20 protein-coding genes and 1 pseudogene are annotated in these 23,457 nt (G+C 41.8%); 2 read left to right on the plus strand and 19 right to left on the minus strand.

Annotated elements, in window-relative coordinates; genetic code table 11:
* Position 1 precedes the first annotated feature (1 nt).
* Positions 2-3,706: a PD-(D/E)XK nuclease family protein gene (locus DW159_RS05155; RefSeq protein ID WP_117549153.1), complete on the minus strand. Its 3,705-nt coding sequence runs from the start codon at positions 3,704-3,706 to the stop codon at positions 2-4.
* A 117-nt stretch (positions 3,707-3,823) separates the two neighbouring features.
* Between DW159_RS05155 and DW159_RS05160 the strand changes: the two genes are divergently transcribed.
* Positions 3,824-4,306 (plus strand): hypothetical protein, encoded by a 483-nt coding sequence (locus tag DW159_RS05160; RefSeq protein WP_055146811.1) that lies wholly within the window; start codon positions 3,824-3,826, stop codon positions 4,304-4,306.
* Between the two features lie 103 nt (positions 4,307-4,409).
* On the opposite strand, the gene DW159_RS05165 is transcribed toward DW159_RS05160, so the two are convergent.
* From DW159_RS05165 to DW159_RS05210, 11 genes and pseudogenes are all read right to left on the minus strand, one after another.
* The gene (locus DW159_RS05165; protein ID WP_015535088.1) at positions 4,410-5,099 is read right to left on the minus strand and encodes a hypothetical protein; all 690 of its coding nucleotides are present in this window, start codon (positions 5,097-5,099) and stop codon (positions 4,410-4,412) included.
* 73 nt (positions 5,100-5,172) lie between these two features.
* Positions 5,173-7,221 (minus strand): DNA topoisomerase, encoded by a 2,049-nt coding sequence (locus DW159_RS05170; protein WP_117549154.1) that lies wholly within the window; start codon positions 7,219-7,221, stop codon positions 5,173-5,175.
* Between the two features lie 407 nt (positions 7,222-7,628).
* On the minus strand, positions 7,629-9,737 hold the full coding sequence (locus DW159_RS05175) for a glutamine synthetase III family protein (RefSeq protein ID WP_117549155.1): 2,109 nt from the start codon (positions 9,735-9,737) through the stop codon (positions 7,629-7,631).
* 169 nt (positions 9,738-9,906) lie between these two features.
* Positions 9,907-10,626, minus strand: a complete 720-nt coding sequence (locus DW159_RS05180; RefSeq protein ID WP_117549156.1) for a metallophosphoesterase — start codon at positions 10,624-10,626, stop codon at positions 9,907-9,909.
* A gap of 26 nt (positions 10,627-10,652) precedes the next feature.
* Complete coding sequence (locus tag DW159_RS05185; protein ID WP_117549157.1) at positions 10,653-11,162, minus strand: CinA family protein; 510 nt, start codon at positions 11,160-11,162, stop codon at positions 10,653-10,655.
* A 249-nt stretch (positions 11,163-11,411) separates the two neighbouring features.
* A complete protein-coding gene (locus DW159_RS05190) occupies positions 11,412-12,362 on the minus strand; it encodes a DUF3137 domain-containing protein (RefSeq protein ID WP_117549158.1) in 951 nt (316 codons plus the stop codon).
* Between the two features lie 58 nt (positions 12,363-12,420).
* Positions 12,421-13,542, minus strand: coding sequence for a hypothetical protein (locus DW159_RS05195; RefSeq protein WP_117549159.1), 1,122 nt, complete (start codon positions 13,540-13,542; stop codon positions 12,421-12,423).
* Positions 13,543-13,650: 108 nt separating this feature from the next.
* Positions 13,651-13,899: pseudogene (locus DW159_RS05200) on the minus strand (AAA family ATPase); the annotation flags it as partial.
* Positions 13,900-13,931: 32 nt separating this feature from the next.
* Positions 13,932-14,459, minus strand: coding sequence for a CinA family protein (locus DW159_RS05205; protein WP_187115851.1), 528 nt, complete (start codon positions 14,457-14,459; stop codon positions 13,932-13,934).
* An 86-nt stretch (positions 14,460-14,545) separates the two neighbouring features.
* A complete protein-coding gene (locus tag DW159_RS14010) occupies positions 14,546-14,668 on the minus strand; it encodes a hypothetical protein (protein ID WP_278320890.1) in 123 nt (40 codons plus the stop codon).
* Positions 14,669-14,707: 39 nt separating this feature from the next.
* The gene (locus DW159_RS05210; RefSeq protein WP_117549160.1) at positions 14,708-16,351 is read right to left on the minus strand and encodes a hypothetical protein; all 1,644 of its coding nucleotides are present in this window, start codon (positions 16,349-16,351) and stop codon (positions 14,708-14,710) included.
* Positions 16,352-16,687: 336 nt separating this feature from the next.
* On the opposite strand from DW159_RS05210, the gene DW159_RS05215 reads away from it, so the two are divergent.
* Positions 16,688-17,374, plus strand: a complete 687-nt coding sequence (locus tag DW159_RS05215; RefSeq protein ID WP_117549161.1) for a hypothetical protein — start codon at positions 16,688-16,690, stop codon at positions 17,372-17,374.
* 136 nt (positions 17,375-17,510) lie between these two features.
* Here the strand turns inward: DW159_RS05215 and DW159_RS05220 are convergent, their stop codons facing one another.
* The 7 genes from DW159_RS05220 to DW159_RS05250 form a co-directional block, all read right to left on the minus strand.
* Positions 17,511-17,984: an NADAR family protein gene (locus tag DW159_RS05220; RefSeq protein WP_187115855.1), complete on the minus strand. Its 474-nt coding sequence runs from the start codon at positions 17,982-17,984 to the stop codon at positions 17,511-17,513.
* Between the two features lie 87 nt (positions 17,985-18,071).
* Positions 18,072-19,226: a hypothetical protein gene (locus DW159_RS05225; RefSeq protein ID WP_117549162.1), complete on the minus strand. Its 1,155-nt coding sequence runs from the start codon at positions 19,224-19,226 to the stop codon at positions 18,072-18,074.
* Positions 19,227-19,257: 31 nt separating this feature from the next.
* Positions 19,258-19,515, minus strand: a complete 258-nt coding sequence (locus DW159_RS05230) for a hypothetical protein (protein WP_117549163.1) — start codon at positions 19,513-19,515, stop codon at positions 19,258-19,260.
* Between the two features lie 25 nt (positions 19,516-19,540).
* Positions 19,541-20,446 carry a hypothetical protein gene (locus DW159_RS05235; RefSeq protein ID WP_117549165.1) on the minus strand — a complete coding sequence of 302 codons (906 nt, stop codon included), beginning with the start codon at positions 20,444-20,446 and terminating at the stop codon, positions 19,541-19,543.
* 139 nt (positions 20,447-20,585) lie between these two features.
* Complete coding sequence (locus DW159_RS05240; protein WP_117549167.1) at positions 20,586-21,449, minus strand: DUF6273 domain-containing protein; 864 nt, start codon at positions 21,447-21,449, stop codon at positions 20,586-20,588.
* 37 nt (positions 21,450-21,486) lie between these two features.
* Complete coding sequence (locus DW159_RS05245) at positions 21,487-22,443, minus strand: DUF6273 domain-containing protein (protein ID WP_117549169.1); 957 nt, start codon at positions 22,441-22,443, stop codon at positions 21,487-21,489.
* Between the two features lie 97 nt (positions 22,444-22,540).
* Positions 22,541-23,437 carry a DUF6273 domain-containing protein gene (locus DW159_RS05250; RefSeq protein WP_117549171.1) on the minus strand — a complete coding sequence of 299 codons (897 nt, stop codon included), beginning with the start codon at positions 23,435-23,437 and terminating at the stop codon, positions 22,541-22,543.
* Positions 23,438-23,457 lie beyond the last annotated feature (20 nt).

Consider the following 23,457-nt stretch of genomic DNA (forward strand, 5'->3'; position numbering starts at 1 on the left):
ATCATTCCTCACTTATCTCTATATCAAACTTTGCAGCTCTCTTCGCTATCTGTTCAGCCTGTTCTCGCAGCTCCTCAAGATGCGCCCTCTCCTCCGCCAGCTTCTTTCTGGTGCTCTCGAGAGTCTCCCTCATCTTCTGTGTTGCCTTATCGCCGCGGTCATCGACCTTCTTCTGTGCATCATCGTACTTTTTCTTGGCGCTGTCACATGCCTTAACAGCCTTCTCCATATCCCCCCTGACCTTCCTGTAGTCAGTCCTGATATTCTTTATATCCTCAGCTTTGCGATTGTAATTTTCCGCCTCGCCCCTATAGATCCTGGAGTATGAATTGCCTGAATACTTGCTGTCAAATGCACATATGCCCTTAAAATCACAGTATTTGCACGCATTTGCCTTGCCCTCATTGACCGGATTTATCTCGATGCTTCCCTCAGCTATACTGCCGGCAAGCCTCTCTATGTTCCTGCGGTTCGCCTCCATGAGATCTGTTATAAGAGTCTCCTCAAGGCTCTGTCCGTTCTTGAGTGTCGCTGAGCTGTTGTCCATGACCTTCAGCGCCCTGTTATCTCCATTGTACAGGCCTGAATATCTGGACTCCTCAAGTATCCTCTTCTCGAAGGTGTCCACAAGCACTCCCCCGAACACCTCGTCATCGGCCGCAAATCCCATGCCGTCATCGGTGTATCTGATCTTATCTCCCATTGCCGTCACGTCACATGCCGGATTGTCAAAGGTATAATACAGAAGTCCGCCCACATGTATACCACCAGGTCTTCCAAGCTGTGCCATCCTGCGCTTTTCAAGCTCGCAGGCTATGGCGCCGTATGTCACGAGCTGCATCTGGAGTCCTCCGAGCACCTTGTCTATATCGAGCTTCTTATCAGATGACTTGTAATCTATGATCTTGAAATAAGCATCCCTGTCATCCGTAAATTCATCTATTCTGTCTATAACTCCCTTGAGGCTCATCGTGAGTCCATTTGGAAGATTGAATATATATCTGTCTATGTTGTCTGCATTTTCCGATGTGTTGAACCGCCGCTCAAAATTCTCCGGGTCCATCTCCCCACATCTGATAAATGTGCGGAGCGTCCTGGCTGTCCTCGACGCAACATCCACCAGAAGCTTTTTCATGTATGCCGCTCTTGAAGAATCCTCAAAGTACGGCCCGGCTTCATCCTCCGCAGATTCATTTGCAAATTCCACCGCCTTCTGTTCCAGCTCCGCCTCGTCCAGATGTACCCAGTCGTTGTCCCTGAACATCCTGACAAATGAGAATATCTTCTCCATGGTGCTGTGAAGTATATTACCAACATTTGCAGCGCCTATCCTGTATGTCTCCCTCTCTCTGAGCGAAAGTCCGTATGTCAGGAAATACTTGAACTGGCACTCAGCATACCGCTCAAGCTTGGACACACTCTCCACCAGATTCTCTCCATATATAAGGCGTACAGTATCTGGAGACAGATTTTTTGACGAGTTAACATAATTCTGCCCGAAGTTGATCGATCTGAGCTGTCTGCCATATCCCATCTTCGAAAGCAGTTTTCTGACAGCGTCCAGCGTCTCCCCGGCTTCAGCGTCATCAGAATGTCTGATGATGTATCTGAGCGCTCCCGCCGCAGTCTCCGGCATCTGACCGTCCACATCATACTCCTCCGTCCGTATATCCGGGAATATATTCTTTATCCTGTCTATCAGGTATGACGGCTTCATGGACTTGAGATCCTCTCCGATCTTTCGGCACAGCACATAGATCATATCCGACGCCTTGGTGAGCGTGGTGTATATATAGAACTGTTCTATATACGCATTTGTCTTATCTGATGGGGCCAGCTCTATACCGTAGTCCTCAAGGCTCTGGCGGTCTGCACCGGAGAGTATCCTGCCCTTCTTGGCCGGTTTCGGAATTATGCCTTCGTTCACTCCCGCCATGAACAGCACCTTTATATGGTTGAGCCTTGATCTCGTCATATCGCCGACCACCACGCGGTCTATAGTCGGAGGCACTATACCGATCTCCATATCCGCTATGCCTGCATCCAGGATTCCCGCATATTCTTTTACGGTAAGCTTCTCATCGCCGATTATAGCCTCCATCTTCTCAAACAGGGCAACAACCTTGTCAAATATCCTTCCGTATGCATCTCCCTCATCCCATCTCTCCTGCTCATACAGCACTTTCTTATGAGCCTCAAGCTTACCGCACACATCAAGCTGCGCAAGGAAGCTGTAAAGAGATTCCGTATATGTTCTCACTGTGTTCTTGGAGCCAGGGCTTGCCGGCTTCCACACATCGATACATTTGTCCGGGAAAAGCTCCATGATCTGGGCTCTTATAGACTCCATGTCTGCCGCATAGTCAGGATTCCTGTCATCGGTTATCTCCTTCGTCCAGCTCCTGTAACCCCTGAGATTCCTGAGAAGCACATAGTTCTCCATCCTCTCAATGTCGTCCTGATCCACACCGGTCATTCCTGACTTTAACAGTCTGAACACGCTGTCAAATGAGAAGTTGTCCGTCATCACACCTAGGAAAGCCCTTATGGTGTCTGAGCACGGATCTCCCTTAAGAGATATATTTGCATCTATGAACACAGGGATATCGTATTCCTCCATCGCCTGACGGTAATACCTTGCCACATCCTGCAGATCACCCGCAACCACGGCTATATCCTTATAACGGTATCCCTTGTCCCTGACAAGCTCTCGTATTCTTCCCGCTATATACTCAGCCTCGTCTGCCGCCCTGTCCACAGCGACCACATGTATGTCTCCGTCATCGCCTGTGACTCTGCCATGGGGATATCTGAACAGATTGGCCTCAAGTCCGGCAAGCTCCTTGCTTTTCTCGAATCTGTACGGTCTGCGATCCTGACACATAACGACATTATCCAGTATGTCCACCTGCTCATCACCCGCCATTCTCACAAGCGCCTGCACAGTCTCCTTGGTGAGTCTGAACAGCTCGTACTCCTTCGGCTTTGTGAAGCCTATCTGCGACGCATCTATCGTAAATACAAATATCATGCTCTCAACGCGTGTCATGAGCTTCCTGATAAGATCCATCTGTACCGGTGTAAATCCTGTGAATCCGTCAAGATACAGATGGCTGTGTGCCAGCATATCCGACCTGTCCACGCATTCAGCCAGCAATTCAATGAGCTGCTCCGCAACTATATAGCTGCCATCCCTGTTGTACTCCTCAAATCTCTTATATATAAGCCTGATGTCATGCATTTTTCTGTATACCAGACTGTCCTTATCCAGCTTGTCCATGACTGCGTCGATCGAATCCCTGTCAACCGCATACTGAAACAGCTCAGACATCATGGATTTCATCTCATCTATAAAACCCATCTTGTTGATATAGCTTCCATACACAAGGAGCTCGTCCTGTGACTCCATAAGTATCTTCTTGATGAGCATGCTCTTTCCAAAGTCCTCAAGAACCCTTCCCGGATTCACTGACAGCTCATCGAATACCCGGTACGCAAGCCTGTTGAAGCCTATGGCATCTATGTTCATTGTTCCATGCCTCGGATGCATGGTCACTATATCTCTCTGCGCCTCCATGGAGAACTGCTCTGGAACCACGTACAAATAATTCAGGTCTCCGTGAGCCATCGACTCCTCTATCAGCTTCTTTATCACATATTCTGTTTTTCCTGAACCGGCGGGTCCCAGTACAAACTGTATTGCCATCTGTATTCTCCTTACACCTCATATACTGTTATCTATGCTGTTTTTCATCTGCTAATAATTTTCTCATAAAATCGCTCTCTTGTGAATAAAATATATAAAAAACAGGGAGAGCAAATAATGTCATCAACAAAACTTATCGTATTAAAATCAAAAGAACTCATATACACCGCCATACTGCTGGCACTTGTGATCGTATTTGTCATTATACTTATCACCATGTTCCGCGGCAAAGATTCGGATGACACCAGTGGTTCAGCCAGGAGCATCGCAACCTCAGCCCAGACTGATCCGTCTCCTAAGCTCGACGAGATACATTACACACCGGGGACATACTCATCTTCCCTTGTTCTGGGAGAAAACACTCTGTCCGTCATGGTCACTGTGGATGAGGACTACATCACAGATGTGTCATTCAAACAGGTGGATGAGACTGTGACCACCATGTACCCACTTCTTGAAACGGCACTCGAGGATATCAATACTCAGCTTCACTACATATCTTCCGTGGACGATATAACACCTTCCGGAGACAGCACATACACTACCAGACTTATCATAGATTCCATACGAAATGCTCTGAAGGATGCCGTGATCAACTAGCTGTCACGGTGCTTTCCGCCAAAACAAAAGGACATATGACCGTATATATCTTGTATTATATACGGTCATATGTCCTTTATTTATCCCACCGTTTATACGGTCGTTACTGCTTTGCAACTATGTTATCCTTATCCTTGAAAATACTGCCTCCCGGCACATATCCCCTGACTCTTGATACAGGATAGATGTTGCTGAATCTTCCTATTACGGTTCCAGGATTGAGGACGCTGTTGCAGCCAACCTCAACATTATCTCCGAGCATTGCACCAAACTTCTTAAGTCCTGTTGCAATGTCAAAGCTCTGTCCGTCCACATTTCCCTTAACGTGAACCAGAGTCTTGTCAGACTTCACATTGGACGTGATGCTTCCGGCACCCATATGTGACTTGAAGCCGAGAACTGAATCTCCCACATAGTTGTAATGAGGAACCTGAACGTTGTTGAATATGATGACATTCTTGAGCTCTGTTGAATTACCTATCACACAGTTCTCTCCGACCAGTACGCTTCCTCTGATAAATGCACCCGGGCGAACCTCTGTACCGGCACCTATGATGGTCGGTCCAAGGATGGTTGCTGTTCCATACACCTTACAACTCTTGTGGATCCACACATGCTCATCCACCTCATTGTACTCATCCTTGTCCAGGCTCTTTCCAAGCTCAAGCACGAAATCCTTGATGAGTGGAAGCGCCTCCCATGGATAGGTAAGCTTCTCAAGAAGAGGCTTTGCCATGGTCTGATCCAGGCTGTAGAGCTCCTTTATTGTTACAACTGACTGTATATCTTCCATAATAATAGTCTCCTTTTCTATCACATATAACTGATACATACTATGTTATACACCTTTGAATCAGTATGTGCAATCACTGTGTATCCGCATTCTTCTCCGCCTTTGCGCCTGTTCTGGCTGTGGCTCTTGTCTCCTTCTTCTGGGCACCTCCGCCCTTGGCGTAGAACACCTTCGTTTTGTCGAATACACCGGTTATTCCATTCTGGTTCTGTATCTGCTTCACAAGGTTTGTGTATTTGGTGACAAATGTGGTCATCTTGTCCGTGTATTCCTGCTTGGATATCTGACCTTCAGCGACACCTTCAAGACCCTTCTCCCAACTCGCCGTCAGGTCTGCTCTCAACAGACCATTGATGGAATAATACACTATGTCGTATATTATCTCTCCAAGAAATGTTGGAGTCACTATCTGAGTCTTCTTGTTCAGTGATATATATTTGTTCTTCTCCAGCTTGGTGATGATCCCGTCTCTTGTGGCACTTGTTCCGATTCCGGCACCCTTGATCTGCTCTCTGAGTGCCTCATCCTCTATGAACTGTCCTGCATTCTCCATGGTCAGGATCAGTGATCCTGAGTTGTATCTCTTAGGCGGGGATGTCTCGCCCTCCTTTATGTCGATTCCCTGGACGCTCAGCTTGTCACCTTTCTTTATTTTCGCAAGCCTTGCTATGAATTCAGGGCTGTACTTCACATCATCCTTCTTCTTGGAAAAGCTGTTGGCAGCCACCTTGAGGTAACCATCGTTTATCAAATATTTGAAGTTGGCAAATAGCTTCTCTCCATTCTTGGAGAGTGTCATTGCAATCTTCTGGTACTCTGCAGCAGGGTAAAATATGCTGAGGAATCTCCTGCATATGATCTCATATACCTTGAGAGCTGTAGGTGCCAGACTTCTAAGTGCTCCAAAGCCCTGTCCGGTAGGTATGATGGCGTAGTGGTCGGTGATCTGCTTATCGTTCACATATTTCGTCTTTGCGATTCCATTATATGTGCCGCTCTCCATGGCCCCCTGTGCAAATTCTGCCACAGGCTGGAAATTCTTAAGTCCCGATATGTTCCGTCCTATCTCCTTTGCCACGGCCGTTGACAGCACTCTGGCATCTGTTCTCGGATAGGTTACCAGCTTCTTCTCGTAGAGCTCCTGGACTATCTTGAGGGTATCGGACGGACTGATCTTGAAAAGTGATGAACAGTCATTCTGAAGCTCCGCCAGATTGTACAGCATCGGAGGCTGTTTCTTCTCTTTCTTGCGCTCCACAGCCTGGACCACAGCCTCGGGCTCCCCTGCCTTCAGCTCCGCCAGAAGCTGCTCCGCTGCGGGTCTCTCTTTAAATCCATTCTCCTTATACAGAAGAGGCGACTCGAAATACTTTGTGCCCTTCACTGCCTTCCATTCTGCATCAAATGTCTGTCCTTCCTCGCCCACATTTGCAACGAGTCTGTAGAACGGAGTCTTTACAAACTCCCTGATCTCACGCTCTCTCTTCACTATTATACCGAGGACACAGGTCATGACACGGCCCACGGCTATGACACATCTGTCCATGCCGAGATACCTCTGGACTACATTTGAAAACTTCAGCGACAGCGCCCTTGAAAAGTTGATACCCATAAGGTAGTCCTCCTGGGCCCTAAGGTACGCTGCGTCGCTGAGACTGTCGTACTCTGAGAGCGGCTTCGCCTCACGGATTCCCCTGAGGATCTCCTCCTCGGTCTGTGAATCGATCCACACACGGCGTTTCTCCTTGCCGGTTACGTGAGCCATTGAATCCACAAGCCTGTATATGTATTCTCCCTCTCGTCCTGAATCCGTTGCCACATAGATACAGCCTATGTCATCGCGGGTAAGCAATCCCGCAACGATATTGAACTGTTTCTTTGTGTCAGGAAGAACTTCATATTTGTATTCAGTTGGAATAAATGGAATAGTTGAAAGGCTCCACTTCTTAAGATTCGGATCGTAGACCTCCGGGTAGCTCATGGTGACCAGATGTCCGACACACCATGTGACAACCGCTGTATCCGACTCCAGGTAACCATTTCCCGCATTGCCCTTCACCCCCAGCACGTCGGCAAACTGCCTCGCCACGCTGGGCTTCTCTGCTATATATAAATTCTTCAAATTATGCTCCTATTCTTTCAGCATTCGCCGCACACATGATCCTGTTTATACCGTGGCCGGTGCAAAAATACATCACAACACATCTGTATATAATAGCAGAATTTGAAGTAAGGGGCAAGCTCTCGCATGTGCGCGCTTCTCTACACACATTGCGCGTTAATACCAAATTGCTCCGCACTTCGTGCTCCCGCAATTCTGCGCGGCATTCACACTCCGGCCTGTCGGCCTTCGTGTTCATGTCGCGTCATCCCGTCAAATGCGCTACATGCCGCGAGCAAGCTCTCGCATGTGCGCGCTTGACGGGATTTTAACGCGCAAAAAGCACCCCGCCTGCGACATGCGCAGACAGGATGCCTCTAAGCTATTTTATATAGAATTTAGTAGGATTAGCAAACTCAATCTATGTTTTACTGCTCGAATAACAGCTGCTCGTATGTTGGGAATGGCCAAGCTGTCTTTGGAAGTTCCTTCTCAAGTTCATCAGCAGGCTTTCTCACTGTGTCAAATGCTGCAAATACTGTGTTGTGGAAATACTTAGCCCAGGCCTCTGTATCTCCCTCGTAATCTGCTGCCTTTGCAACCAGCTCCTCAAGGGCTACTGTAGCGCTCTTGAGCTCTGTAAGCTTCTCTGAGATGGTGTTCAGAAGTGATACCTGAACTGTAGGATCAATTCCGAGAGCCTTGATCTCAGCTGCGCCCTTTGCAAGCTCTGCCTGATATTCCATAACTGCAGGAATGATCTCCTCATTAGACATCTCTATCATAGTGAGTGCCTCGATGTTGATCTTCTTTGCATAGTTCTCAAGCATTACATCAGCTCTCGCCTCAAGCTCTGCCTTATCCATAACTCCAAGGTTCTCGAAGATCTTAACGCTCTTATCTGCTGCAAGATAAGGAACAGCATCAACCATGCACTTGATATTTGGAAGACCACGCTTTGCTGCCTCCTCAACCCACTCATCTGAGTAACCATTGCCATTGAAGATGATTCTCTGATGTGCTGTGAGTTCTCTTCTGATGAGTGCCTTGCAGGCTGTCTCGAAATCGTCAGCACCCTCAAGTTCATCTGTCATCTTCTTGATCTGATCTGCAACTATTGTATTAAGTACCATCATTGGGAATGCGATGGACTGTGTTGAACCAACCATTCTGAACTCGAACTTGTTACCTGTGAATGCAAATGGTGATGTTCTGTTTCTATCTGTGGCATCCATTGTAAATGTAGGAAGTGTTGATGCACCTGATACATATGTCTTGCCCTTTGGTGACTCTGTAGCCTCACCCTTCTCGATGATCTGCTCAACGATCGACTGGAGCTGCTCTCCAAGGAATGCTGAGATGATTGCTGGAGGTGCCTCGTTAGCTCCAAGTCTGTGATCATTTCCTGCTGATGAAGCGGAAAGTCTCAGAAGCTCAGCGTTGTTATCTACTGCTGCCAGGACTGCTGCCAGGAAGAACTGGAACTGGAGATTTGTCTCAGGATGCTTGCCTGGATCGATGAGGTTCTCGCCCTCGTCTGTTGAGATCGACCAGTTGTTGTGCTTACCTGAACCATTTACACCGGCAAATGGTTTCTCATGGAGTACGCACTCAAGGTCATGCTTTGCAGCGATCTTCTTCATGGTTGCCATAACCAGATGGTTCTGATCTGTGGCGATGTTGGTTGTTGAGAAGATTGGTGCAAGCTCATGCTGTGCAGGTGCAACCTCATTGTGCTGTGTCTTTGCAAGGATGCCGTATTTCCACAGCTCCTCGTTCAACTCTGTCATGTATGATGCGATCTTATCCTTGATCGCTGCGAAATACTGATCATCAAGCTCCTGTCCCTTTGGAGGCATTGCTCCGAAAAGTGTACGTCCGCAGAGCTTAAGATCTGTTCTCTTTGCAAATTTCTTCTTATCTATCAGGAAGTACTCCTGCTCAGGACCAACTGATGAAGTAACCTTCTTGGCTGTTGTGTTGCCGAACATTGCAAGAGCCTTAAGGGCTTCCTTGCTGATGGCATCCATTGAACGGAGAAGAGGTGTCTTGTAGTCAAGTGACTCTCCTGTATATGATGTGAATGCTGCCGGGATACAAAGGATGCATGTTCCCTCATCTGTTGTCTTTACAAATGCTGGTGATGTACAATCCCATGCTGTATATCCTCTTGCAGCACATGTCTCACGAAGACCGCCTGAAGGGAATGATGAAGCATCCGGCTCTGACTTGATGAGCTCCTTGCCTGTGAACTGGAGGATAACACCGCCATCACCGACTGTGCTTACGAATGAGTCGTGCTTCTCTGCTGTTGTCTCTGTAAGTGGCTGGAACCAATGTGTATAATGTGTTGCACCAAGCTCCATTGCCCATTCCTTCATGGCTGCTGCAACTGAATCTGCGATTGATGTATCGAGAGGCTCGCCCTTGTCAATAGTCGCCTTGAGTGACTTGTAAACTGCTTTTGGAAGTCTCTCTCTCATGACCTGATCTGAGAATACGTGTGAGCCAAATACGGCTGAAATTTTGTTCATCATAATTACTACTCCTTTTCTTGATCAAAAATGAATCCTTAACGTATCCTCAAAAAAAGAGAAAGGTGTCCTCCTTCTTGAGAACACCTTTGTCCATTTCGTATCATCTAATTGTTGAATATAAAATACTCCATATTCTTTCAAAAATCAACCCCTAATTTTAAAAAATTTATCAAACATATATTGCACTGTTCTCATCCACACAGTAGCACGCCAGCTTTCCGCCCCTGTTTCTCTCTCCATTTCCGCAGTCGAGATCCGTATAGTATGATGTCACATAAGCGTTATATGAATGATCTTCATTGAGTCTGTTCGTCGTCACATGTCCGCAGAACACATACCTGTCAAATGCCTTTTTATACGAAAACAGAACATTGTGGATATCCGGCGATATGAGAAACCTGTATTCATCTCTTCCCACGGCATTCGTAATAGACGCGGTAATGTTGATCGTCCTGTCAGCATTTCTGACATACGATCCACAATGAATTCCCGGATGGGTGACAACACAATCCCCGTACTTTGGCGAATATATCTCTGTGTAATGTGGCAGATGAGCCAGATACCCGTGCAGCTTCATCTGTTCATCTACATTGAGCTTCTTTATATCTCTGACCGTACCACCACCGCCGAATATGATCCACTGTCTCTCTGACATGCTCCCATCTATGTACATCTGGGCAAACAGCTCATGGTTGCCCTTTATGAGCTGCATTGAACCATCCACAAGATAGTCCGACATAAACTCAAGAAGAGAAATTCCCTCATCGTTCCAGTCAAATATGTCTCCCATGACTATCATGTGGTCCACGGCTGGATCAAAGCTTATCTTTTTCAACATTTTTCTGAATGACATGACATCTCCGTGGATGTCGGATATGAGATATAGCATTTATTCTTCCTTTGATAATCGTTCTATCAGTCCAGCCTCTTAATAAGCTCCTCATATATCTCCTCCGCCACCGCCAGCTTATATGCAAGTCTTGTCGGCTGAGGCGGGAGCTCCACATAATACTCTTCCACATCACCATCTATGTCTATGGCAAAGTATACCTGTCCCGGAATCGAAGCGTCTGGATTTGCCGGATCCACATTTCCCATGGTTCCAGTCACGCCGATCCCTATATTCGCATTATACGCCTTTCTACACGCCTGCGCCATTGAACCTGCAGTTTCCTTTGAATAGACTGTATACTTGTCTATGATCTCTGCGGGAACCCCCTGCATGATCTTCGCCTCATTGCAGTAGGTGATAAATGCACCTTTCAGCACTGCAGAGGAACCTTCCGTGTCGGTGATGAGGGATGCAATCTGCCCTGAGGTGGCAGATTCCATGGTGGTGATGGTGAGGTGTCGGGAGATAAGAAGTTGTGTGAGATTCCGGTAATTCATTCTGATCTTATTCTCTATATTGCATTCACTCTCCATAAAGCGTCTATTCTCCTTCTTTTCCTTTTCACTTTTAGAATAGTAACTTTCCTCAAATACGTCAAGCGGGATAATATACTATTACTGAAGCATATCCAACCCCAATCCGGTATTGCATTTTGTTTTCCCAATATGGACATATGTATTAAAAAATTGCTTCTCCTTCAACTCTCTCGGACTGTTTTCAAATATAAGTGTAACAGATTCTTTTACTAGTTTTCTATAATACATTAAATTCCGAATCATCCCTTAGCAACAATCAATCATTATATCAAGGATTGCTAAAATATCTGATAATTCTTTTCTAAACTTTTTCCTGTATAATTCGATATCGCTATTATCTTTAATTTCTCCAATTAATTCAAATGAATTTTTCTCGTTGTAGCAGGCAATCACGCCCATATTTCCAGAAAGCTGAACTCTTGTACGTTTTCCCATTTTCTTCAAGCCTGAAATAAACTGAGGGGTCAAAATAGAATACGCAAGGTCATCCCCCGATGCATTAACCTCAAACCGGTCATCAAATACGCGATCTCCCGTTTTCAAGTAGCTTGATATATTGTTTTTTTCATCTATGTATACGGCCTTTCTATTTTGCCTCATTTTCCCAGAATTACTCTTGCCCATTATCTGTACAAATCCATTCACGCTTTTACTCAACGCCATTGTCATAAACTGTCCTGAAAACTCTGTAATAGTAGTTTTCAGGTTGTTTTCATTTGCAGTATAATCCTGACTTTCTGTTTTCAATTCAAGATCACTGTATGTAAATTCTACATTTCTGTATATTCCATGAATATAATCTGAACCTGTTGCTCTATTATAAGTTGGAAGAATACTGCATTTTTTTAAAAAAGATTCATCCACATAACCACTTGGCGAATAATCAATAACCTGAATTCTCTCCTCGAGAACCCCGAGCACAATATTCTGTCCTATAAACACCCTGAGGTCTTTCATTTTTTTATTACACAGTATAGCAAGTAAGAAGCCAATAAATATGCATACTACAGGCACCACTCTAAAAACAGTATCAATAATTGGATCATATATATCAAATATTACCCCCACAAACGGAAGGAGTATTCCCACTAACGACAAATACATGGGGATTTGTATTATTTTGATATTTCTTTGTTTTGCTTTTATTATACTCTGCATTTCTTCATCATTTTTATAATTAACTATCTGCTTATTCATATATACTCCTTGTTCCGTAATAATCAATGATGCAACTGGTAAACTTTTTCATTGACATTTACACATTGAAGCAGGATTTTTCATTGTGGCTGCCATCTTCTATGAAAAACATTCTAAATCCCAATATCATAACCGGAACCACCTCGTTCATATGCAGCAAAAATGTCACTGCCGGCTTGATAAATCCCAGTTCCGCCAATATAGCATATATGATCAGAAATGCTTCTATCATATATATTCCAAGCACAAACGTTCCACGTCTGGCAGATACCTTCATAAGCTTTGCTGCAGACAGAATGACAGCAATTGACAAAACAACAAGCAATATGAACCACAATATACACAAACCAATCCCAGCCTGATGTTCAATTATCGTAATATTATATCTTGCTCCAAAAATTCTGTCTGGCATACTTCCAGCCTGATCCAGTTCATCCATGATCGAAGAACCTGAAATCTTATTCTTACTGGTAAATACATCATCACATCCGGCAAATATAAGTATAGCTCCACAAAGCAGTGATAACAGACAAGTCACAATATTCAACCTGTGCTGAACAGCCATGTATACAATAAACATAATCGTTTCTGCGCATACAATAGCAAATGTGAGATCATCTTTGGCAGTCACAAATTTTACACTCACAACATTTGCAAGTTCGATAAGAAACCAGAACAAAACTCCACTCCAACTTTTCTTTACAAGGTCAATTCCCTTTACCATAACCACAAAAGCGAGTATCGTTATCACTACAGCATATATTTCGTCACTTCCCGAACCGAATAATCCCCAATGTCCTCCATCATCGAGTCCACTGTCGGTATGTATTGAAAACGTCACACTTGCCCAGCAGATAACGGCATACAGAAGCGTAAGCACAAACAATGCCGCCGCATCTCTAAATTTCTTTTTTTCTGTAAAAAGCGATCCACAATAACGCACTGCGCCATATGTCTTATCACATATCTTCTCAAGTGGCAAAACAAAAAGTATCGCCCCTACAAGAATACATATAAGAATGTTCCTTATCTGGCTGACTGCACCTCCGCCGCCTATGTATCCAGCCAAAAATGTATTCTCCGTTCTCGTCATTATTCCCCACATTGCCGCATAACATATAGCTGATATCACAAATGCCGGTATTGCCGTTTTTAGAATCTTCTGATCGTATTTTTTCATCTTTCTCCGCCTCCATATATCAGTTTTTCTACCTGTAAATCATCCTTTTTTAAAAGGTTTAAAAAGGCTTAATAAAGTTAAATAAGGTCACCGTATACACTGCGACCTTATAAGTTCCTGCCTTATCTCCTCATTTGGCACAAATGCAGAATTACTCTTCCTCTGATAAGCCAGATGGATCAGATAAGTAAGAACATCGTCTTTATTTGCAGTCCTTAACCCATCAAAATCCATATTTATAAGAGGTCCTATGGCACTGTATGATGCCGTTCCAGACCAGTAGCTCTGAAAATCACCCTCAAGCATTAGACTTACCAACGCATTTGGATTGTATACACCATCATTATAACCGCTATATTTGACAAATGAAACCTTCAAATAATTCAGTATTATGCCAATCTCTTCACAAGTTCCTCATAAATCTCCTCCGCCACAGCAAGCTTGTACGCAAGCCTTGTCGGCTGAACCGTAATCTCCACATAATAAGCTTCCACATCGCCATCTATGTCTATGGCAAAGTATACCTGTCCCGGAACTGAAGCGTTAGGATTCGCCGGATCAACATTGCCCATTGTTCCAGTCACACCGATCCCTATATTCGCATTATATGCCTTCCTGCACGCCTTCGCCATGGCACCTGCAGTTTCCTTTGAGTAGACTGTGTACTTGTCTATGATCTCCGCCGGAACTCCCTGCATGATCTTTGCCTCATTGCAGTAGGTGACAAATGCCCCCTTAAGCACAGCAGATGAACCTTCCGTGTCTGTGATGAGGGATGCAATCTGCCCCGAGGTGGCGGATTCCATGGTAGTTATGGTAAGTCCTTTGAAAATAAGTAACCTGGTAAGTTTTCTATAGTTCTCTCTTATATTGTTTTCTCTATACTGTTTGTAATCATTCACTTTATTATCAATCATAGATTAACGCCACCTTATTAGTTGAATATTTACAGTCTATCTAACATATCAGTGACAGTAATCTCCGCCACAAGTCTTTAGGCCTTTTATCCCGCAAAAATAAGCACTTTCTTGCCCTCAAATGCAAATCCGTAATGTACAATATGGTCTTTGTCTATCCCCTCATCCACAAGCTCTGTATCATATTCTTTCTCATTTATCTGAGTCAAAGCTGCAAGTGCTGTATCCTGAAGTGTATGTTCGTCTTCCTAGTTTTCATCCTCATCACTATCATCATCTGTATGGTCCAAATCATCAAAATCATCAAGATCCATACATTCATCATTATATTTCGCTTCCATAATCTTAAAGATCTGCTCACGTTCCTCGTTTCTGATCTTCATAAGTCTACTATATAGCTCACTATAGTTTACCGGTTCTCCATTTTTCTTTTTCTCATCCATAAGCTTATCAGCTTTTTCTACAAAATCAAGAAAGTCGTGAAGTTCCTCTTCACCCTCATCTTTATCGTCAGGAATCACCAGTGCTTTGTGTGCCATGTCTACTTTTATATCTGTCAGCCTTGTCATTTTCACTAGAGCATTAAGCTGTTCCTGAAGGCTGAGTATCTGAATCTCCAATACTTTTCTATCATACCCGCTATCGATTATCTCCTGATCAGTATTTATGAACCTGCACTTCAGATCCGGCTGTGGCTTAATGGGAATGATCAATAGTCTGACAGCTATAAACACTGCTATCATACTACCCATGTCAAATAATGAATTACTGCTGAAACTGTTGTCCACAATTCCTGCCTTTGCACATATTCCAAATATCAGAAGTCCCAAAACACTTACATCTATCCATATCAGCATCCACATTCTTTTATGTGAATAACGTTCAACTATCTTCGAAGCACATGCCAGCAGAACGATAATAAATGCCAGCAATGCAATCATCCATATAACAACTGGCGAATTCAACGGTTCGCCCACAAACGAATAATCACCTGATACATTTCTGCGCAATCCGTTCTCGAATCTAACCAATACAGGAAGTACAACATAGCCATAAGCTATCCCCAGCATCACACTAATGATTATATAAATCAGCCATTCTACTATCGAATCGCTATTATATAATGCATATATCATAAGCACTTCCACAGCTGCACTGAACAGCACCATTAGAACCCATATGGCATATCCAGTCATCTGCCAGGCAGAAGATAATGAAGTTTCAAATAACAAATCTGCTTTTGCACAAATCCGGTTTGCATATATGTATGTAATAACGACAAGATAAATTACCGATAAGATAAACCATACAATACCACTCTCAAAGAATTGCCTGCATATATAACATACTGCAAGACTCAACGCAATCACGCAAAATATGTACAAGCCTGCCCGACTAATCTTCGTATAAGGGATATAACAAAAAATGGCAATCAGCGAGGCAACCACAAGTACCGCAACTGCAAATACTCTTGTTTGCCTAAGATTCGGATTTCTCTCTTTACAAATATAAAGATAAAATTTATACATGAGTTCCCACGGGATCAAAATAAATACCATGCCGGTGACTAGCATCTGCCATCGATCCCTAACCCACCACGGCAGGAACTGCGCAAGTCCGGTTGCTTCAGCGTTAAAACTGAATACTCTCTTGAATATAATAAAGTCTTTTACCACAAATGCAGCCAAAAGTAGTACTATGATAACTGCTGCTTTTATCTTGTAACTTCTGGATGTTATTGGCTGCTTCTCCTTGTAAGCTTTTTCATGAAACTGGCAAACTCTGTCATCAGCATCTAACATCTCTTCTGATGTATCATTCGTTTTTTCAGTTGAAGTTCTGCTTGAAGTTTCATTTGAAGTCTCTGTTGAATTTTCGTTGGTTTTTTCCACTTGCTCTCTCCTTTTCCTCGTTTTTTGTAGTTAGTTTTTGTCTTATTAAGACAAGAATTTCACTATCGCTGCACTATATGTCTCTCCTCCTTTGTATTGTGGCTTATAGAATCAAGCGCCACTTTTTAATATATTAAATTATACACAGGACTTAATTACTTAACAATGTAAGATTGAAATCTGCTGCCCTGATGGCTTCTTCCCGACTTCAAGCTCGGAAATCTTCAAATGTAATGTAACTATAAGCATTAAACTCTGCAGATTAGTCAATTAAAAAGGCATCGCTAGGATGGAGTGCTAAAATAAAAAGTACTAATAATACAAAGGAGAATAGCCATGAAGATGAACAAAATCAAAAAAACATTAGGTATTTTACTTATGACTTGTGTATTGCTGTTTGCATCCATAACTCAAAGCGAGGCAGCTACCGCAACTATGACACAAGCTGAAAGGAAAGTATATACCAAGTGGTTGCTCAACGGAATCACCAAAACTCAATACGGAACATATTACAAAAGCAAAACCCAAGGAATAATGTATAATCCAGAATTCTATGTTTATGACATCAATGGAGACGGACACAAGGATATCATTGTAACAGGTCGATTAGGTCTCAGAACTATGACTTATTCAGAGGTTTATATGCATGTGAACGGTAAGTATAAAGCTATTCCTGTAAGAGGAAGCCTGTACGGAGTATCAACTACAGGCATCTATACAATTGAAGATGATTACAGTTCCGCTGGGGCTGTACGTTATCACACCTTATCCACATACAAATTCAGTAAGCACGGAAGAATTTCGCAACACTTTACTTTCAGCAAAACCACCATGTATTATGACATCGACAGAAATATCAGATATAAAAACGGAAAAGTAATCGAGAACAAATGCACATCCTCAACTGGGAAGAAAATAAGCTTAACAACATTCAGAAAAACTAGAACCCAGGTCAACAAGAAGAATGTGTCTAAAAAAATGCACCCGGTAAGCAAGAGTGGTATTCAAAAATACTTAAAATAAAGCTTTTCTGGCATTCATAAAAATCAGATTAATTGACACACTTTACCTGACAGACGCTTCTGTTGTGGAAAACTGAAATGGCACGGTCGTAATCCAAGTTGTTACGATCGTGCCATTATTTAATCTGTTATTCAGATCACAGCTTTGATCTTACAAGTATAAGAGCATATCCTAAAAGATTTCGTCCACGCCAATTTCTCATATCAAATCTTCTTTCATCTTTGATAGATAAACCAATTCCCCATACACTATCACTCGCTGCAGCTTCCGCAAGGATTGCGTTTCCTGTTGCCTTTAGGGCTTTTCTAAGCGCAATGTTCTGTGTGAATTTCGCCATCAATCCATCATATATAATAATCTGTCTCAAACCATTCCACACATGATCATTGTATCCTGAAACCTTACGTCCCAAATCTTTTATCACAGCTACGTCCCTTGTATTAAGAATCTGTACAGCTATATTCTTATCTCCAAAACACATTGCTTTGCTGTACATCATATACTGTTCCATTGAACTGAATTCAATACCATCCACTATAAAATCCGAATAATACCAATTACTCATATATCCCCATTCCACATCAGGTGCATGAAAGCAAATAATATTCATAATTTTATCCCCCATTTCCATCTCTCTTGTTGTTTCCTATCGCTATTTTCCACAATCTCTTCTCATATCCTGTAATAAAAACCATTGCTATTTATATAATGACATTTCTCCTACACCACCATAATAATAAGAATCTAAAAATCCACCTCTAAATCCATCAAAATATATTACAATATCTTCTATTCCTGTCACGTCTATCGAAAAATATTTAGGATCATATCCTGAAACCAAAGTGTCCCTATACAGGTCATTTCCATCACCATCTCTTATAAGTAAAAACACCGGCGAGTCACTTGTTGCCTGATTATCCTGCTGTACAAACATAGTACCTGAAAGCCTAGAATATTTCCCACCAATATGATATGCGAGACTGCAGCCGCCACCTACCAGGCAATTATTATGAACATTTCCTGCATCATCATATACACCATCTTCAAACTCTAAGTCTCTATTAGACCACCCTGAATCAGCGATTTTTTCAGCTTGCTGCCATTCACCTTCCTCATATGGCGTAAGACTACTCACATATACCGGTTTATAGGCTTCTATAATTGTATTTGCCGCCGTCGAATTAAACAGCCCATTTTCTGAATCAGCCACATATTTTTCAAAAGAGTCATACCCCTCACTATATAGCAAGTTAAGGGCCTCATTCTCAACATTCTCTGCAATTTCACTTATGTACATATCCTTTTTCTTTTGTGTTTTCTTATATCCATCTGGATACTCCGACTTCTCATCACACAGTTCAATTACACCAGCTAATTCATCATACTCACCATTTTTATAAAGTTGATCAAGTTGATTGTAATAATATGAACCTATCTCATTGAGATAACTCTTTGAATCCTTGTAATCCTCTATCTGCATGTATAAACTTTGGGCAGTCTCATAATTTTCTGCATTATAAGCCTCACATGCCATTTCATACGTTTCTTGTCGTGGATCTTCTGTTGCAATTTGTTCTGTTGTGACTTGTTCTGTTGTAGAAACTGCGGATATCTGCTCTGTTGCTGATGTTGATTCGTCAACTGACTCTCGCCCATTCTTCATCACTACGCACACTATTATAACCAGTACGGCAATCACAACAAGAAGTCCAACTTCCAATATTATAAAGCGCATATGTCTGTTGTTTTCTTTCCGAATAGAAGATGTTCTGGTCGTTGCAATATTTTTCTTTTTATATTGCTTCCTATCTTCTACGCTTAAAGTTGACACCGTTGGATATCGTTTGTCCATATATTACTTCTCCCCTCAACCAATCAATAACCTATTCCTCTTTATTCTCTTTAAATATAACATTACAATTTGATTCATTATACTTCGACATATCCAAATTGCCTTTTTTGCCTTCTAATTCTGATAGTATCGCCCCTAGATGTCTCAATTTAAACTCAAAGCCGTCAATATTTCCCATTATTATCCTTATACCATTCCTATACAAAACAAAACCAAACCCATACCTTACCCGATCAAACTGCATATCATACTTATTTATCAACTGCAACACAGTAAGTATATCATTCAAAACTGTGGCATCTTCGGTATTGAGTTTATATCCTGTTTGTACGCTTTTCTACATGAACCCCATATATGCACAGCACATCATCATATAGCTCAAGGGTCGAAGTCTCAATTACAACACCATTTTTGTTAATATAAGTATATTCTCCAGCGTGCACTATACAACCAACTATTTGGTTGTCATCATATTCAGACTCAATATCTGTATTCTGCTTTAAATCACTTTCTTTCGCAGTTGTTCTCTCTGTTTTTTTACTCGTTTTGCTGGTTTCTGTTGTACTCTTTTTTTCTGTAGAAGAAGCCTGTTGTGTTGAAACGGTTTTTTTATCATCTGTAACTGTATTCTTTTGTTTCATGCTGCTAATCCCTACGCCAATCAAAATACAGATAATCAACTGCGCAGCAAGCACAGCTAGCAATATCCTGTTCCGGCTTTTCTTTTTATTTTTTTCTTTTGGTATGATAACCTGATCTTGAGTATATGCTTCTTTGTGCGCATCATTTGGTTCCGGCTTAATACTATGTATCCCATTATCATTTATACTTTGCCTCTCCGGCTTTACTTCCTTGCTTTTTTGCTCTGTCGCTACAGGTCTTGGCTGTTCTGTTTTTACATTCGTTTTATTTGTATTGTATGCCTTATTTTCTGCTAACAGTTTTTCCTCACCAAGCGCTTTTAAGACTATGTTCAGTACATTATCCACCTGAGGTTCAGCAAAAACCTGCTTAAGCTGCTTCTTGCAATTTTCTATATCTCCATATTCAGGTTTTCTTTCACTTTCAAGTAATTTCCCTAATCCAGCATCATACATTACACCAAAGACACTTATTTCATTGACAAACTGCGGTGCCAGATTATATGCCATCGACTGTAGACTGGATTTATTCCTATAACGCCTGTCTTTCAGATAATATTCCTGCAATACGTACAGCATAACATCATCAAAGCTTGATAATGACTACTTCTTCTGACTATCTTTATATTGTTTTCTATCTTCTATACTTAACCTTGAAATTGTTGGATACTTCATCATTTATTTTTCCTTCGATTATATGTTTTTTCTAATTAGCATACTAGCACTTCATCCACAAGGCAGGTCGGACACCAACTGAGAGATTGTTAACATAAATGCCCTCGTAATTTATCCACCCTGCACCACCTATAGTTGCTGCCGTTCCACTGTCAGTTCCCTGAGAACGAAGCCACCACCGTGCAGTTCCTGTTTTTTCATAGATAAAATATGTCAAAGCATCTTCTCCAACTTTCGATTTTGCATAGTCTGTTGCCTTTGCCTTTCTCTCTGAATCATTTTGAAAATATTTTTCAGCTTCTTCTACACTCAGACAAAATACTTTATCGCTCTCACCAGCTCCATCTATGTCTAACTCTTTTTCTTTATTTTCGTTATCAAGCTTTACACTTTCTATCTTTTCACGTTCCTCATCTGAAAATACTTCTTTATAAAGCACGTCATTCAAATACTTACGAAGTGAGCTTTCAGCCCATGTCGTTTTTATGTACGTTGAACTACAATATGGCTTTACATCCAAGACATCATTTGCCAGAAGCAGCACTCTGGTGGCTTCTGTATCAAGGACAGTCCATTCTACAGACAGCCCGGCACATTTGCCCAATTTTATTATGTCACCTTTTTTGTAATTATGAAGCTGCTGCGATTTGCCTTTCTTTTCTATTTCCGTACCTATCGCATGTGAAGATAAAAACATTTCTTTCATCGCACACAACGGACACTTAGAAGATATAGATGTGAAATATATTATTCCACATTCCTGACACAGCTTTGGACTTTTCAGTGCATTATCCATATTGTAACTTTTTTTATCGCAATCACTAAGCACTGATATCGTAGCATACCGAACATATTCAGATTTTTCAGTTCCAGACATTCCCATTATCTGATTCATTATTTGATCCATTTCTACTCTTTCCCTGATATTGAACTTCAGCTATATTCTACAACGCGTTTCCATCCACCCACATGGCAGGTCTTAATAGCCCTCGAGAACTTCCAGTATAACAGCCACCTTTAACTATAACTCCATCTGCGGATACATAAGCCGCATAGATATCCTTCTCACCTGGCGTACGCAGCCACCACCATCCTGTACCTGTTTTCGCATCTGCAAATGCGCCATTATTCTTTGCACTTTCAGTCACCTGGCATTTTCTAGCTTGATTACTATTAAACATCATTTTTACTTCATCAATTGACAATAAGAACAACCGATCACTCGTATCCTTGCCGCCTGATACTCCTGTTAAAACATTGTCATTAGTTTTAACACTCGTAGTTTGTATTAGTTTCTGTTCTTTTATGTCAAAACATTTACTAAAGAACTCATTATTTAGGTACTGCCGTATTGTACTTGTCTCCCATGTTACAGAACCACTCTTCGAATGATAAGCTTTCGCTTCAATACCATACTTAGACAACACAAGCAGTTCATTTCCTTTAACCTGTATAATCTGCCATTCAATTGGCATACCATCAAGACTTCCAATCTTTACGATCTCTCCGTATCTATAGTTATGAGTAGACATCTTAAAGCTTTTTTCACTTATTTTTTTATTATCATTTACACTATCTTTGTTTGTTTCTACTTTTATTACACCATTATCAGCAACTATCGTACCTATCTTCAATGCTGCCAGCTTTTCATTTATCGCACATACCGGGCATTTTGACGCAATACTTTCACTATATTCCACACCGCAAATCTGACATATAACTTTACTTCTACTCACATTATCATTGCTATATTTTTCTTTCTCCTTCTCTGTCAGATGCGCCACTGTCGCATATCTAAGACATTCCGGCTCTTTCTCCGAAGCAACTGTAGTATTTACAGTATTTCTTGTCTGACTAGTTTGTTTCTCTGTCTCTCTTTTATTATTTTTGTTCTTATGCATTTTCTATCCCTCTTATCTGATTGAACACCATACACACTATATATTCTATTTTATAACCATTGCCTAAAACTGCATTTATGCTTAAAGTAATCATTCATTAAACTTTCATCCATAACGCAGGCCTAATACCGACAGATGAATCATTCACTTTAAATCCACCTGCATTAATCCAGCCTGTCCCATCGACACACGATGCGAGTTTGCTATCAAAGCCTGGGGATCGCAACCACCAACTGGCTGAATTAGTTTTATCATTGATAAAAAACTTTACAAAAGATTCATTCACACGGGATTTTGCAAACTCTGTCGCTTCCGCCATTCTTTTTTTTATATCATTCTCTAGATATTGTTCTGTCTCATCTATACTCAGGCAAAATATCCTGTCATACGTATCTTCTCCGCCATATGTTCTATTGTGTTTTCCATTATTTCTATTATCTACATTTACATTTTCTATCTGTTTGCGCTCAAGTGCTGAAAATACGTCTTCAATAAAGCCATGATTCAGATATTGCCTAAGTGAACTCGCTTTCCATGTAACAGCTCTATGTACAGAATTATATGGAATCACATCTAAAACGTACTTTGACAAAAGCAAGACTTTATCCTTATCTGCCTTTAGAACGATCCATTCTACAGTTTTTCCAGCATATGAACCAAATCTGACGATATCACCTTTCATATAGCTACCTCGCTGCTTAGAATGATCTAATCCCTGCGTTTCAGTCTTTGTCATTTCTGTTAATCTTTGTGTCAATATTTTATTTGTTTTTTTCAGTTCGCACATCGGACATGTCGAATATTTATTTTTATCATACTCAATATCACAAATGGGACACGTGGCTTTTCTTTTTGAACCACTGCGTTTTTCGTACCTCCCTTTGTCTGTATCACGCAAACAGGAGATTGTCGGATAACTGGCAATCTCTACAGAATTTTGATATTCTATTTCCTGTATATCACATCCACATTTGGGACACTTATAAATCGGCATACTTGTTTCTCCAGTATTGT

This window comes from Coprococcus sp. AM14-16, from assembly GCF_003434675.1.
Taxonomy (GTDB): domain Bacteria; phylum Bacillota; class Clostridia; order Lachnospirales; family Lachnospiraceae; genus Coprococcus; species Coprococcus aceti.

Excerpts from the sequence above, each read along its gene's own strand:
- DW159_RS05155 (WP_117549153.1), bottom strand. The coding sequence starts at position 3,706 with ATGGCAATACAGTTTGTACTGGGACCCGCCGGTTCAGGAAAAACAGAA.
- DW159_RS05160 (WP_055146811.1), top strand. The coding sequence starts at position 3,824 with ATGTCATCAACAAAACTTATCGTATTAAAATCAAAAGAACTCATATAC.
- DW159_RS05165 (WP_015535088.1), bottom strand. The coding sequence starts at position 5,099 with ATGGAAGATATACAGTCAGTTGTAACAATAAAGGAGCTCTACAGCCTG.
- DW159_RS05175 (WP_117549155.1), bottom strand. The coding sequence starts at position 9,737 with ATGATGAACAAAATTTCAGCCGTATTTGGCTCACACGTATTCTCAGAT.
- DW159_RS05180 (WP_117549156.1), bottom strand. The coding sequence starts at position 10,626 with ATGCTATATCTCATATCCGACATCCACGGAGATGTCATGTCATTCAGA.
- DW159_RS05185 (WP_117549157.1), bottom strand. The coding sequence starts at position 11,162 with ATGGAGAGTGAATGCAATATAGAGAATAAGATCAGAATGAATTACCGG.
- DW159_RS05190 (WP_117549158.1), bottom strand. The coding sequence starts at position 12,362 with ATGAATAAGCAGATAGTTAATTATAAAAATGATGAAGAAATGCAGAGT.
- DW159_RS05195 (WP_117549159.1), bottom strand. The coding sequence starts at position 13,542 with ATGAAAAAATACGATCAGAAGATTCTAAAAACGGCAATACCGGCATTT.
- DW159_RS05205 (WP_187115851.1), bottom strand. The coding sequence starts at position 14,459 with ATGATTGATAATAAAGTGAATGATTACAAACAGTATAGAGAAAACAAT.
- DW159_RS05215 (WP_117549161.1), top strand. The coding sequence starts at position 16,688 with ATGAAGATGAACAAAATCAAAAAAACATTAGGTATTTTACTTATGACT.
- DW159_RS05220 (WP_187115855.1), bottom strand. The coding sequence starts at position 17,984 with ATGAATATTATTTGCTTTCATGCACCTGATGTGGAATGGGGATATATG.
- DW159_RS05225 (WP_117549162.1), bottom strand. The coding sequence starts at position 19,226 with ATGGACAAACGATATCCAACGGTGTCAACTTTAAGCGTAGAAGATAGG.
- DW159_RS05235 (WP_117549165.1), bottom strand. The coding sequence starts at position 20,446 with ATGCTGTACGTATTGCAGGAATATTATCTGAAAGACAGGCGTTATAGG.
- DW159_RS05240 (WP_117549167.1), bottom strand. The coding sequence starts at position 21,449 with ATGGATCAAATAATGAATCAGATAATGGGAATGTCTGGAACTGAAAAA.
- DW159_RS05245 (WP_117549169.1), bottom strand. The coding sequence starts at position 22,443 with ATGCATAAGAACAAAAATAATAAAAGAGAGACAGAGAAACAAACTAGT.
- DW159_RS05250 (WP_117549171.1), bottom strand. The coding sequence starts at position 23,437 with ATGCCGATTTATAAGTGTCCCAAATGTGGATGTGATATACAGGAAATA.